At 66.9% G+C, this 12,708-nt stretch carries 11 protein-coding genes; 8 read left to right on the top strand and 3 right to left on the bottom strand.

Annotated elements, in window-relative coordinates; all coding sequences use genetic code 11:
• Positions 1 to 29: 29 nt before the first annotated feature.
• Positions 30 to 593: a DUF6101 family protein gene (locus D4Q52_RS22470; RefSeq protein ID WP_425328509.1), complete on the top strand. Its 564-nt coding sequence runs from the start codon at positions 30 to 32 to the stop codon at positions 591 to 593.
• Positions 594 to 1,057: 464 nt separating this feature from the next.
• Positions 1,058 to 3,628 (top strand): HWE histidine kinase domain-containing protein, encoded by a 2,571-nt coding sequence (locus tag D4Q52_RS22465; RefSeq protein ID WP_425328507.1) that lies wholly within the window; start codon positions 1,058 to 1,060, stop codon positions 3,626 to 3,628.
• A 16-nt stretch (positions 3,629 to 3,644) separates the two neighbouring features.
• Here the strand turns inward: D4Q52_RS22465 and ubiA are convergent, their stop codons facing one another.
• Positions 3,645 to 4,595 carry a 4-hydroxybenzoate octaprenyltransferase gene (ubiA, locus tag D4Q52_RS22460; RefSeq protein WP_182915411.1) on the bottom strand — a complete coding sequence of 317 codons (951 nt, stop codon included), beginning with the start codon at positions 4,593 to 4,595 and terminating at the stop codon, positions 3,645 to 3,647.
• Positions 4,592 to 5,296 (bottom strand): hypothetical protein, encoded by a 705-nt coding sequence (locus tag D4Q52_RS22455; protein WP_119858800.1) that lies wholly within the window; start codon positions 5,294 to 5,296, stop codon positions 4,592 to 4,594. Before D4Q52_RS22455 ends, ubiA begins: the two co-directional genes overlap by 4 nt.
• A 232-nt stretch (positions 5,297 to 5,528) precedes the next feature.
• Between D4Q52_RS22455 and D4Q52_RS22450 the strand changes: the two genes are divergently transcribed.
• The 6 genes from D4Q52_RS22450 (at position 5,529) to D4Q52_RS22425 (ending at position 11,565) form a co-directional block, all read left to right on the top strand.
• A complete protein-coding gene (locus tag D4Q52_RS22450) occupies positions 5,529 to 6,284 on the top strand; it encodes a 16S rRNA (uracil(1498)-N(3))-methyltransferase (RefSeq protein ID WP_119858799.1) in 756 nt (251 codons plus the stop codon).
• A gap of 135 nt (positions 6,285 to 6,419) precedes the next feature.
• On the top strand, positions 6,420 to 7,565 hold the full coding sequence (locus tag D4Q52_RS22445; RefSeq protein ID WP_119858798.1) for an ATP phosphoribosyltransferase regulatory subunit: 1,146 nt from the start codon (positions 6,420 to 6,422) through the stop codon (positions 7,563 to 7,565).
• Entirely contained in the window at positions 7,562 to 8,539 is a 978-nt protein-coding gene (gene hisG, locus D4Q52_RS22440) for an ATP phosphoribosyltransferase (protein WP_119858797.1), read from the top strand. Before D4Q52_RS22445 ends, hisG begins: the two co-directional genes overlap by 4 nt.
• A 106-nt stretch (positions 8,540 to 8,645) precedes the next feature.
• Entirely contained in the window at positions 8,646 to 9,689 is a 1,044-nt protein-coding gene (locus D4Q52_RS22435; protein ID WP_119858796.1) for a glycosyltransferase family 2 protein, read from the top strand.
• Positions 9,686 to 10,570, top strand: coding sequence for a ChbG/HpnK family deacetylase (locus D4Q52_RS22430; RefSeq protein WP_119858795.1), 885 nt, complete (start codon positions 9,686 to 9,688; stop codon positions 10,568 to 10,570). Before D4Q52_RS22435 ends, D4Q52_RS22430 begins: the two co-directional genes overlap by 4 nt.
• A 116-nt stretch (positions 10,571 to 10,686) precedes the next feature.
• Complete coding sequence (locus D4Q52_RS22425; RefSeq protein ID WP_119858794.1) at positions 10,687 to 11,565, top strand: DUF2076 domain-containing protein; 879 nt, start codon at positions 10,687 to 10,689, stop codon at positions 11,563 to 11,565.
• A 64-nt stretch (positions 11,566 to 11,629) separates the two neighbouring features.
• Here D4Q52_RS22425 and D4Q52_RS22420 read toward each other — a convergent pair whose 3' ends face one another.
• On the bottom strand, positions 11,630 to 12,427 hold the full coding sequence (locus tag D4Q52_RS22420) for a L,D-transpeptidase (protein WP_119858793.1): 798 nt from the start codon (positions 12,425 to 12,427) through the stop codon (positions 11,630 to 11,632).
• Positions 12,428 to 12,708: the final 281 nt, after the last annotated feature.

The raw sequence follows: 12,708 nt of genomic DNA, 5'->3' as shown, positions 1-12,708 counted from the left end.
CGTAATTTGTGTAAAATATCCAGCCACGCATCCACCGGGAAAATAAACCCGGCGGGTATAACACATCCGGTCGGCGTCAAACACCACCCGGCGTACATGCGGCCGCGGGGTCCAGCCGCGCATTGCGGCTCGACCCCCTCTCACTGCCTATCCGCTTCGATGCGCACGATGTGCGGGCCGATGGCGGCACCAGGCAAATCGAGCTGCATCGTGAGCGCGTGATCCTGCACCGTGCGGTGGCCGGCATGCGGATGGCCATCAAGGTGCAGGTCAGCGACTTCCGCGGCATCGCCTGCCGCGGCCTCGACGACGTCCGGATGCTGATGCTGGTGCATCGCGACCCGTCGCTGTCGGTGCCGCTGTGTATCAGCGAGGATGCCGACGAGATCGACCGCGTGCGGGCGGTGTGGAGCGAGATCCTCGGCCTGCCGCTGCTGCCGGACGACACGCCGCGCGAACCGGCGCAGCGTCGCCGTCGCCACTGCGTCGTCAGCCGCCGGCGGCCGCGCTTTCTGGTGCGTCGGCGATCCGGTGCACTGCTCGGCGCAGCGCAGAGCTACGCGGGCGAGCGCGAGATCATCGCCCGCACTTGACCCGTCGGAAACGCCCGCGGTGAGCAACCCTAGCTTGTTGCTCGGCGATACCTGTAACTCCGCCTTGTACCACTCGGCCACCGTTCGGCTGCCGAGCACCGAGGTCGCGATGACTTTTGCGCCTGCCGGCCTTGCGGGCCTTTTGCAACGACATTATTCAAACAGCGGTCGCGACCGCATTTTTCGACTGTACCGTACCGCCGAAAACCGCACGTAGCGACCGCCCCATAGTTGGGACGGAACCTCAGCCCCGTTCTCGCCGTTATCAGCAGCGACCAGAATTGGGCCGCTGGTGACGCAAGACATCGAGCGGGTTCCATTCCAACGCTGTCACTCGCCTGATGGGAGTGGCAGCGGATAGCCGAACTTCCGAACTTTGGCCTCACGATCCGAGGCGCATCAGAACATCGACGCAGGCGCGCGCTGGGCGACGAGCCGGTCGCGGCGGCTTGCAAAGGTTACGTGTGGCTGACATCACCCTTAAATCAGAAGTCGACCTGACTAATTGCGACCGGGAGCCGATCCATCAGCTTGGAGCGATCCAGCCGTTCGGGTTCCTGCTGGCCATGTCGACGGACTGGCTGATTCAGCGCGCCTCCAACAATGTGAGCGAATTCTTCGGCCTCTCCGCCGACGAGATGCTCGGCACCCATGCGGCCGATCACCTCGGAATTTCCACAGTGCACACGTTGCGGAACCGGCTGACCCTGCTGCGTGGCCTCGACGCCGTCGAGCGCGTGTTCGGTTATGAACTGCCGGGCTCGACGCGGCGGTTCGACTTTGCGGTCCATGTCTCGGGACGAACCGTCATCGTCGAGGCCGAACCGTGCGTGGGCGAGACTCAGCCCGATACGGCCAGCACGATCCGCGCGATGATTTCGCGCCTCGATTCGACCCCCGACGAAAAAGCCTTCCTGCACGAAGGCGCTCGCCAGGTCCGCGCCCTCACCGGCTTCGATCGGGTGATGGTGTACCGCTTCGACAGCGATAACTCCGGCAAGGTGGTGGCGGAAGCTGCCCGCTCCGGCATCGGCAGCTTTCTCGACCTGCGCTATCCGGCGTCGGACATCCCGGTCCAGGCGCGCCAACTGTATCTGCGCACGCCGTTTCGCATTATCGCCGACGTCGATGCGACGCCGACGCCGATCTATCCCCAGCTCGACGAGCGCGGGACGCCGATCGACCTTTCGCTGTCGGTGCTGCGCTCGGTGTCGCCGATCCATATCGAGTATCTCAAGAACATGGGCGTGCACGCCTCGATGTCGATCTCGATCGTGATCGAGGGCAAGCTGTGGGGCCTGTTCGCCTGCCACCACTACGATGGGCCGCGCCTGCCGGGCTTCGAGCGCCGCTCGATCGCGGAACTGTTCGGCCAAATGTTCGCGCTGAAGCTGGAAGGCCGAGAGCGCAAGGCGATGGCCGGCTATGAGAACAACGCCCGGGCCGCGAGCGACCGATTGCTGGCGGCGATCGTCGGCGACTCCACCCTGTTGGAGAATCCGGACTGGCTCGGCTCGATGCTGCACGACACGGTCCCGAACGACGGCATCGCGATCTGGATGGACGGCCGCGTCGCACAGGACGGCCTGACGCCGCCGACCGGCGAACTGCGCACGATCGTTCGCCGGCTGAACGCCATGGCGGCGGGGCGGATCTACGCCACCGACCGCCTGGCCGACACGGTTCCGTCGGCAGCCGCCTACGACGACGTCGCCGCCGGCGTGCTGGCGATTCCGATCTCGCGGACGCCGCGCGACTATGTGCTGCTGTTCCGCCAGGAGCAGGTCCGCACCGTGACGTGGGCGGGCGATCCGCAGAAGCCGGCGAGCTACGGTCCGCACGGCGCGCGGCTGACGCCGCGGCAGAGCTTCGAGGCGTGGAGCCAGGAAGTTCGCGGCCGGTCGCAGCCGTTCTCCGAGGCGGAGCTGCGCGTCGCCGAGATGCTGCGCATTTCGCTGATCGAGATCATCCTACGCATCACCGACGAAGCCCAGGAAGAGCGTCGCCGTGCGGCGGAGCGGCAGGATCTGCTGATCGCCGAACTCAACCACCGCGTCCGCAACATCCTGGCGCTGATCCGCGGCCTGCTTCGGCAATCGCGCGAGCCCGGCGAGTATCATCCGGCGTTCAACATGCTGGACGGCCGCATCCAGAGCCTCGCCCGCGCGCACGATCAGATCACCAAGGACAACTGGAGTCCGGCGCCGCTCAGCACGCTGATCGACACCGAAGCCGCGGCCTATCTGGGCGGCAAGCGCGACCGCGTCGAGCTGGCCGGTCCCGACGTGTTGCTGCAGCCGCAGGCCTTCACCACGCTGGCACTGGTGTTCCACGAGCTGATGACCAACTCTGCCAAGTACGGCGCGCTGTCGGACAACGGCGGGGTCACGGTCGACTGGCGGTTCGACGCCGACGGTGATCTGCGGATCGAATGGCGCGAGCGCGGCGGCCCGCCGGTGCGGCCGCCGACCCGCGAGGGCTTCGGCTCGACGATTATCAATCGCTCGATCCCCTACGATCTCGGCGGCGAGGCCCGCGTGCGCTACGAACTGGCCGGGCTCGAGGTCGATCTGTGCGTGCCGGCACGCCATGTCAGCGAAGGCCCGAGCGCCAAGCCGCAGAAACCGGCTGGACGCATCGGTGTCGCCACCGGCATCGCCCCAGCCGATTCGGCGGCGTTGCTGAGCGGCGCGGCCCTGCTGGTCGAAGACAGTCTGATCATCGCGATGGATGCCGAAGACATTCTGCTGCGGCTCGGTGCCACCCGCGTCGCGACGGCCTCCACCTTGGCTCAGGCGCTGACGGAGATCGACCGCGACTCGTTCGAGATCGCGCTGCTCGACGTCAATCTCGGCCAAGAGAGCAGTCTGCCGATCGCACAGCGTCTGGCCGAACGCGGCGTGCCGTTTTTCTTCACCACCGGCTACGGCGAACAGATGCAGCGCATCAAGGATCTCGAGGAAGTCGTGGTGGTCAACAAGCCGTACGACCTCGCCGGCATCAGCGCGGCAATCCGCAAGGTGTTGAAGAAATAATCGGCGCTCAGGCCGATCAGCTGACCGTGCGAACCACCGCGTCGGCCACCAGTCCGGCGAACAGCAGCAAGCCGGCGTCGCGGTTCGACTTGAACAGCTTCAGGCACAGCGGCGAGTTGTGGATGTCGAGCCGGGCGATCTGTGACGCCAGATGCGCGGCGAACGCTGCGAGCCCGATCCAGGCGAACCAGCCTGAACCCGCCAGCCACAGCGACGCGCCGATCAGCGTGACCGCAATGCCGAACAGCACCGAGAGCGCGGCGTGGGTCTTGGCGCCAAACAGCAGCGCGGTCGACTTGATGCCGACCAGCAGATCGTCTTCGGCGTCCTGATGCGCGTACATGGTGTCGTAGCCGACAACCCAGGCGATCGAGCCGGCGTACAGTACGAAAGCCGCCGGATCGAGCCGCGCGAAGGTCACGGCGAAGCCCATCAGCGCGCCCCACGAGAACGCGAGCCCGAGCACGATCTGCGGCCAATAGGTGATCCGTTTCATGAACGGATAGGCGGCGACGATGATCAGCGAGGCGATGCCGGTGGCGATCGCGAACGAATTGAACTGCACCAGCACGGCGAGGCCGATCAGGCACAGCGCCACCATGAACACAGCGGCCTGCTTGGCGGTGACCTGACCCGACGGGATCGGCCGCGACCGGGTGCGCTCGACCTTGCCGTCGAGATCGCGGTCGGTGATGTCGTTCCAGGTGCAGCCGGCGCCGCGCATCACGAAGGCGCCGACAAAGAACAGCGCGCAGACGATCGGCAAATAGCTGAGGTCGCGGGCGATGCCGGCGGCCAGCGCCGCCGCCCACCAGCACGGCATCAGCAGCAGCCAGGAACCGATCGGGCGATCGAACCGGGCGAGACGAAGATACGGCCGCGACCATTCCGGCGCATGGCGATCGACCCAGTTGCCGGTGGAATCGGCAACTGGCGCCGTCGCGCCGGTGATCGGGAGGCCGGTCATCGCTGCAGCACGTTACCGTTCAGCGTGTCGAAGGTGGTGCCGCCGAATTTCTTGGCCGACGCATTGGCCTCAGGCGCCGCGGTCGACGAGCCGAGGACGTCGGCGAGGCTCGGGCCGGCCGGACCACGCTGCTGCTGCTGGGCCGCGATGTCGCAGACCTTCTTCTGCATGCCGCTGGTGTTCTTGTGGCCCTGCTTCAGCTGGTCGGCGATCTCACCCGGAATGCCGCAGCGCTTCGAATTGGTCACCACATAGCTGATCATCTTGGTTTCGGACGCCGCGAACGCGGTGATCAGCTTGCAGGCTTCGGCAGCCGGAGCCTTGCGCTTGCCGGCCGCCTGAATGGCTGCGCCGCGCTTCTCGGCCTCCTGCCGCAACTTGACGAACTCGTTCATGCACTCTTCGCCGGCGGCCTGCTGCCCCATCGGCGCAGCCTGCGGCGGCGGCGCAAACCCGCCTCCCCCACCCGCGATCGGCGCAGCGCCGGCGGCCGGAAACGCGCCGCCATTGACCGGCGGAAACGGCGAAGGCTGAGCCGCAGCGGCGGGAGCCGAGGATTGGTTCGGCAGCGGCGCCGGAAACGCCGACGGCGCGGATTGGGTGGGTAGCGGCGCCGGGAATGCGCTTTGCGCATTGACCGGCAGGGCGTGCATCGCGATGACGGCGGCGACCGTCGGCACAATCAAACGGCGGATGATCAAAGGCTGCTCCTCCGGCAAGGTTCGATGGTCTCCAACTGTCCCAGAAAAAGGCAAAGGATCTCGCAAGAGACGGCGAATCCGTCTGGCGCGCCGGAGCTTTCCGCCGCCCGCGCCTTTTACGATTCCCAAGGCCTCTTAACAACCCGCCGAATAGGGCGGCAGCGCGGCGGTTCGCCACGTTTAGCTGCTGATTTTGCTGGACCTTTGGATTAGAACGGCGCGGAGCCTCGCCATGTCACGTTATGAATTCCGCAGCCCAAGGCTGTTTGTCGACGCCGACCTCGCCGCCGGCACAAGAGTGGCGCTCAGTCGCGACCAGAGCAATTATCTCGGCAATGTGCTGCGGCTCGGCGCCGGCGCACCGGTGCTCGCCTTCAACGGCCGCGACGGCGAGTGGCGCGCGGTGGTGGCCGGCCGCAAGCGGCCGGAGGAGCTGGAGGTCACCGAGCAGACCCGGCCGCAGGACCGGCTGCCGGACGTGACTTATGCGTTCGCCCCCCTGAAGCACGCCAGGCTCGACTATATGGCTCAAAAGGCAGTGGAAATGGGCGCCGGCCGGCTGCAACCGGTGCTCACCCAGCACACCCAGGTGCACCGCCTCAACACCGAGCGGATGCGGGCCAATGTGATCGAAGCCGCCGAGCAATGCGGCATCCTCAGCCTCGCCGCCGTCGAGGAGCCGATCGCGCTCGACCGCTTTCTGGCCCGGCGCGCCGATGGGCCGCGCCTGCTGGTGTTCTGCGACGAGGACGCCGAGATTGCCGATCCAATTGCCGCATTGCAGGGCGCCCGCGTTGCCTCGCTTCAGGGTGTCGACCTCCTGGTCGGCCCGGAAGGCGGCTTCTCGGCCGAGGAACGCGCCCTTTTGCTGAGCCAGCCCCGCATCCTCCGCCTCGCCCTCGGCCCGCGCATCATGCGCGCCGACACCGCGGCGGTTGCGGCGCTGGCCTTGGTGCAGGCGGTGGTGGGGGATTGGGGCGGCATTTGATGGCGTTCGACCATTGATGCCGGCCGGTATTCACCCATCGCGACGATGACGGTCGAAACTGTCATTCGACCATGCTAAGGGCTCCGCCGACACCGTTTTGACCCGTCCCTGCCCGGGATCGCTGGAATTTCGACAATGACCAAGACCGCCGCCGCTGGCGCGACCGGATCCGCCGCGTGGGCGGAGGCGCTGCTGCAATCCTTCGCCCAGGCCGGCTATCGCCGGGCCGAACCGCCGATCCTGCAGCCCGCCGACCCATTCCTCGACTTGTCCGGCGAGGACATCCGCAAGAGCCTCTATCTGACTACCGATGCCAGCGGCGAGGAGCTGTGCCTCCGCCCCGACCTGACGATCCCGGTGGCGCGCGATTATCTGGCCTCGTCCGCGGCCGGACAGCCCGCCGGATTTTGCTATCTCGGCCCGGTGTTTCGCCAGCGCAGCGGCAAGCCGACTGAATTCCTGCAGGCCGGCCTCGAATCCTTCGGTCGCCAGGACCGCGCCGCGGCCGATGCCGAGATGCTGGCGCTCGGCCTGCAGGCGACCGCCGCTTTCGGCGTGTCCGAGGTCGACATCCGCACCGGCGACGTCGCACTGTTCGCGGCGCTGATCGACGCGCTGGGCCTGATGCCGGTGTGGCGGCGGCGGCTGATGAAGGATTTCAACCGGCAAGTCAGCTTAGCGCAGGACCTTGAACGGCTGACGCTCGCGCCCTCGGGCGGCAACGAATATGAGGGCGTGCTGGCGGCACTGGCCGGCTCCGACCGCAAGGCGGCGCTGGCGCTGGTCACCGACCTGATGTCGATCGCCGGTGCCACCACGCTGGGCGGCCGCTCGGTCGCCGAGATCGCCGACCGTTTCCTCGAGCAATCGACGCTGAAGAGCGGCGCGCTGCCGCGCGACGCGCTGCAGAAGATCCAGCGTTTCCTGTCGATCAGCGGCGATCCGACCGCCGCATTGAAGCAGCTCCGCGCCCTCGCCGCTGACGCGAAACTGGCGATCGACCCGGCGATTGATCAGTTCGAGTCGCGGATCGGCTTCATGGCCGAGCGCGGCATCGAGCTCGGCAAGGTGCGGTTCTCGACCTCGTTCGGCCGCGGCGTCGACTATTACACCGGCTTCGAATTTGAACTGCATCGCCCAGGCAATGGTGCGGATCCGCTGGTCGCCGGCGGCCGCTACGACGGATTGATGAGCCAGCTCGGTGCCGCTCAGCCCATTCCCGCCGTCGGTTTCTCGATCTGGATCGAGGCGATGACGATGGCCACCGGAGGTGCCGCATGAGCGCGCCGTTCGTTCTTGCGGTCCCGTCCAAGGGCCGCCTGCAGGAAAACGCCGAAGCTTTCTTCGCCCGCGCCGGCATGGCGCTTACCAAGCCCGGCGGTGCGCGCGATTACCGGGGCACCATCACCGGCCTCGACAATGTCGAGGTGGCGTATCTGTCGGCCAGCGAGATCGCCGCCAATCTGGCCCGCGGCGCGGTGCATTTCGGCGTCACCGGCGAAGACCTGCTGCGCGAGAACATCGCCGAGGCCGACAAGCGCGTGCTGCTGATCGACGGGCTCGGCTTCGGCTACGCCAATGTCGTGGTCGCGGTGCCGCAGGCCTGGATCGACGTCCGCACCATGGCGGATCTCGACGACGTTTCGACCGGCTTCCGTGCCCAACACAATCGCCGGATGCGCGTCGCCACCAAATACATCAACCTGACGCGCGGCTTTTTTGCGCAGCACAACATCGTCGACTACCGGATCGTCGAAAGCGCCGGCGCCACCGAGGGCGCGCCTGCGGTCGGCACCGCCGAGATGATCGTCGACATCACCACCACCGGCGCGACGCTCGCGGCCAACGGCCTCAAGGTGCTCGACGACGGCGTGATGCTGCGCAGCCAGGCCAATCTGGTCGCCTCGCGCGAGGCCGACTGGTCCGACGCGGCACGCGAGACCGCGCGCATCATTCTCGACCAGATCGCCTCGCGGGCCCGCGCCAGCAAGTACAAGGAAGTCCGCACCCGCTTTGCCGGCTGCAACGACGCGCTGCTGGCCGAAGCGCATCAGCGGTTCGGCGTGGTGTCGCCGTTCGGCGGCCCGACCTCGTCCGGAATGCTGACGCTGCACTGCCCACCGGCGCAGCTCTACGGCCTCGGCAGCTTCCTGCGCGAACACGGCGCCGACACCGTGTCGGTCGCCTCGCTCGACTACGTGTTCGACAAGGACAATCCGCTGTTCAGCAAACTTGCAGCCTTTCTCGGGCAATAAAGCCGGCTGCGCGAGCCGCGTCGCCGGTGGCGACAACCTCGCGCCGTCGCCATATGAATAATCAGACTTGCGCCGAACTGGACACAGAGACAGCCGGAACCGACCGATGAAGCTGGGGAGCGACCTGTCAGGTCTGAACGCCGATGCGAACGCCGCCGCGTTCGGGCTGTCGATCGTCGTGCCGGTGTACAACGAGGCGGGCGGGCTGCAGGCGCTGCATCACCGGCTGGCGACGCTGTCGGCGACGCTGCGTCAACGCTACGGCCTCGCTTGCGAAGTGGTCTATGTCGACGACGGCAGCGCCGACGCCACGCTGAGCATTGCGCGCAATCTTCCGGCCAACGGCATCGACGTCCAGGTGGTGTCGCTGTCGCGCAATTTCGGCAAGGAAGCTGCGCTGCTCGCCGGCCTCGATCATGCCCGCCGCGGCGCGATCCTGTTCATGGACGGCGATGGGCAGCATGCGCCCGAACTCGCCGAGAAGCTGGTGTCGCACTGGATCGACGACGGCTACGACGTCGTGTTCACCGCCAAGGCGCATCGCGACAACGAGCCGCGGCTGCGCCGCACCGCGGTGCGCGGCTTCTACGCGCTGATCAACTGGGGCGCCCGCACCAAGATCCCCGAAGACGCCGGCGACTTCCGCCTGCTGTCGCCGCGCGCCGCCGCGGCTTTGAAGCAGCTGCCGGAGCGCAATCGCTTCTTCAAAGGCCTGGCGACCTGGATCGGCTTCCGCCAATTCCGAGTTGACTACGAACCCGAGCCGCGCGCGCATGGTCTCAGCACGTTCAGCGCCGGCCGGCTGATCGGCCTGTCGATCGAGGGGTTGACCTCCTTCTCGGTAGCGCCGCTGCGGATCGCAAGCCTGCTCGGTGTTCTGCTGGCGACCGTGGCGTTTCTGTTCGGGCTCTCGATCCTGTGGGAGACCTGGGTGAGCGGCAAGTCTGTGCCGGGCTATCCGTCGCTGATGGTCGGCATGATGACGATCGGCGGCGTGCAGCTGCTGATGATCGGCATCGTTGGCGAATACATCGGCAAGATCCTGTCGGAGCTGAAAGCGCGGCCGATCTACTTCGTCGCCGAGCATAGCGTCCGGCAATCCGATCCCGGCGCCGGCGCCGCGCGCAGCGAACAATCCGCCGCCGAATGAGCGAGGCTGTGCCGCGGCGGATCTGGCTGTGCGCCGACGATTACGGCATGAGCCCGGGCGTCAACCGCGCGATCCGCGAGCTGATCGCAGCGCAGCGCATCAACGCCACGTCGGTGATGATGGTCGGGCACGCGATCGACCGCGACGACGTCAGCGCGTTGGCGGAAGTCGCTGCTGGTAATCCCGATTGTGCGATCGGGCTGCATGCGACGCTGACGGCGCCGTTCTCGCCGCTCACCATGCACTACCATCCGCTGCACGGCGGCATCTTCCTGCCGCTCGGCCGCAAGCTGCGCGGCACGCTGCTGCGCCGGCACGACCGCGCCATCATCGCCACCGAACTGACCGCACAACTCGAAGCCTTTGCCGAGCGCTTCGGCCGGATGCCCGACTATGTCGACGGCCATCAGCACGTGCAGCTGTTTCCGCAGGTGCGCGACGCCTTCGTGCAGGTGGTGAAGACGCTGGCGCCGAACGCCTGGGTGCGGCAGTGCGGCCGCTCGCGGCCGCTGGCGCAGCGGCTCGGTAGTCCAAAGCCGCTGCTGCTCGACGCGCTGAGTGGACCGTTTCGCAAGCGCGCGGTGCATGCGGGGCTCGCCTTCAACCCGGGCTTTGCCGGTGCCTACGAGTTTGGTCGCGAGACTGATTTCGAGGCGCTGATGACCTCGTTTCTCGACGGCCTGCCGGACCGTGGCCTGGTGATGTGCCATCCCGGCTTCGTCGACGACGTGCTGATCAGTCTCGACCCGTTCACCGATCAGCGCGAGCGCGAATACGCGTTCCTCGCTGGCGATCGTTTCCCGGCGCTGCTCGAGGCCAACAATGTGGCACTGCTGCGACGTATCGACCGCACCGCAACGCGGTCTCCTACCGAAAATTAATCCGCGCGGGCCTTATGGCCGCCCGACCCCCTCCCTACATTTTCGCCCACTCATGCCCGCTGCGCCGCATCCGGCGGATCGCGCCGCGTGAGCAACGGACGCTGAGGGAGATCATCATGACACCGCAAGAACGTCAGCTTGTGGACGATCTGTTCGAACGGCTCGCCCGCCTGGAGTCCGCCCCGCGCGATCCCGACGCTGTTGCGGCGATCGCCCAGGGCCAGCGGATCGCTCCGAATGCGATCTATGGTCTGGTGCAGACGGTGCTGGTGCAGGACGAGGCGCTGAAGCGCGCCCATGAGCGCATCCAGCAACTCGAGGCCGGCGACCAGCCGGCGGAAGCCAACCAAGGCGGCGGCTTCCTCGACACCATGCGCGATGCGATCTTCGGCCAGAACCCCAATCAGTCGCAGCAACGCGGCTCGGTGCCGAACGTGCCACCGCCGGGCACCGGTGGCCGGCCAGCCTGGAACACCGGGCAGGTGATGGGATCGCAGCCCGGTCAATATGCGCCGCCAGGCGGTGGCTACGGCGCGCCGCAGGGCGGCGGCTTCGGCGGCCCGCAGGGTGGCGGCGGCTTCGGCGGCGGTCCGTTCGGTGGCGGTGCGCCGTCGGCCGGCGGAGGCGGCGGCTCGTTCCTCGGCACGGCAGCTGCTGCGGCCGCGGGTGTGGTCGGCGGCTCGCTGCTGCTCTCCAGCATTCGCGGCATGATGGGCGGCGGCGGCCATCAGAGCATGGCCGACCAGACCGGCCTCGGCGGCGGCCAGAACCCGTGGGGCGGCAGCGGCGATCAGTCCGGCGGCAACCTGGCGCAGCAGGCCGGCCTCGGTGATATCGGCTCGCAGCGTGGCGGCGTCGATGACAGCTCACGCTACGGCGCCGTCGATCAAGGCTCGAACAACGACGACTATGATCGCATGGCCGACGCCGGCTACGATCAGGACGACATGGACGACGGCTTCGACGACGGCGGCGGCGACAGCGACTTCGCCTGAGCCTGATCAATCGACGAATATTGCAACGGCCGCCCCGAGGCGGCCGTTATCGTTTCAACACCGATCAGATCACCACGACCCGCGCGCCGACGTTGACGCGGCCATACAGGTCGATGACGTCCTCGTTGCGCATCCGGATGCAGCCGGACGACACATTGGTGCCGATCGTCCAGGGCTCGTTGGAGCCGTGGATGCGATACAGCGACGAGCCCAGATACATCGCCCGCGCGCCGAGCGGATTGTCCGGGCCGCCTTCCATGAAGCGCGGCAGATCGGGGCGGCGCGCCAGCATTTCCTTCGGCGGCGTCCACGACGGCCATTCCCGCTTGGCCGAGATGCTCTTGACCCCCGACCAGGTGAAGCCGGGACGGCCGACGCCGATGCCGTAGCGCAGCGCGCGGCCGTCGCCCTGCACCAGATACAAGAACTTATTGGGCGTATCGACCACGATGGTGCCGGGCTTTTCGTTGCCCTGATACTCGACCACCTGCTTTTCGTATCGCGGATCGAACGCCGGACGCGCCGGATCGATCGCCTCGGGCTGCCGCATACCCTGCATCTGCGGATCCATCGGCGGCAGCGGCTGGCCACGCCGCCCCTGATAATAGGGCTCCGGCTCGTAATATTGCGGCCGCGCCGGCTGGTCGCCGTCGCTGAACAAGAACTCGATGAAGCCGCCGCCCATATTGCCGCGTTGCGCCGACGCGGTGCGGACCGGCGCGCGTTGCGGCCCCTGCGGCGCCCCGTAAGTCACCGTCGGGGCGGATTGCGGTTGCATCAATTCGTAGGCCGAGGCCGGCGGCAGCCCGGCGGCAAGGCACGACACACTGGCCATCAAACTAAGCGTGGTTTTCCTGAACATCGACGTACTCTGAACTGTTTCGTCGGAATGCGCCCAAAGGCGCCGGTGAACGCAACGGATCAGAAACCAAAACAGGATCGGTTTGGTAAACGAAACGGCTTTTGCGATTCACCACGTCGCGAAACAGCGCCGATCCTGCCGATAGCGTTTATTTTCGATGAACCCCGCGCGGCGATGGTTAATACCAAGTATCTTGGCCGCGAGCGGTATGCGCTGTTAGTTCCATCCGGCAACGGACAATTAAAGAGATCGCATTACGAAGACGTATTGCCGTCAACGGG

Source organism: Rhodopseudomonas palustris (genome assembly GCF_003591005.1).
Lineage (GTDB): Bacteria > Pseudomonadota > Alphaproteobacteria > Rhizobiales > Xanthobacteraceae > Rhodopseudomonas > Rhodopseudomonas palustris_K.
The sequence above is the reverse complement of the archived record's forward strand: the minus strand, read 5'-3'. Positions and strand labels throughout refer to the sequence as shown.

Coding starts and splice junctions, on each gene's coding strand:
- D4Q52_RS22435 (WP_119858796.1), top strand. CDS start 8,646: ATGAAGCTGGGGAGCGACCTGTCAGGTCTGAACGCCGATGCGAACGCC.
- D4Q52_RS22445 (WP_119858798.1), top strand. CDS start 6,420: ATGACCAAGACCGCCGCCGCTGGCGCGACCGGATCCGCCGCGTGGGCG.
- ubiA (WP_182915411.1), bottom strand. CDS start 4,595: ATGACCGGCCTCCCGATCACCGGCGCGACGGCGCCAGTTGCCGATTCC.
- D4Q52_RS22450 (WP_119858799.1), top strand. CDS start 5,529: ATGTCACGTTATGAATTCCGCAGCCCAAGGCTGTTTGTCGACGCCGAC.
- D4Q52_RS22430 (WP_119858795.1), top strand. CDS start 9,686: ATGAGCGAGGCTGTGCCGCGGCGGATCTGGCTGTGCGCCGACGATTAC.
- hisG (WP_119858797.1), top strand. CDS start 7,562: ATGAGCGCGCCGTTCGTTCTTGCGGTCCCGTCCAAGGGCCGCCTGCAG.
- D4Q52_RS22420 (WP_119858793.1), bottom strand. CDS start 12,427: ATGTTCAGGAAAACCACGCTTAGTTTGATGGCCAGTGTGTCGTGCCTT.
- D4Q52_RS22425 (WP_119858794.1), top strand. CDS start 10,687: ATGACACCGCAAGAACGTCAGCTTGTGGACGATCTGTTCGAACGGCTC.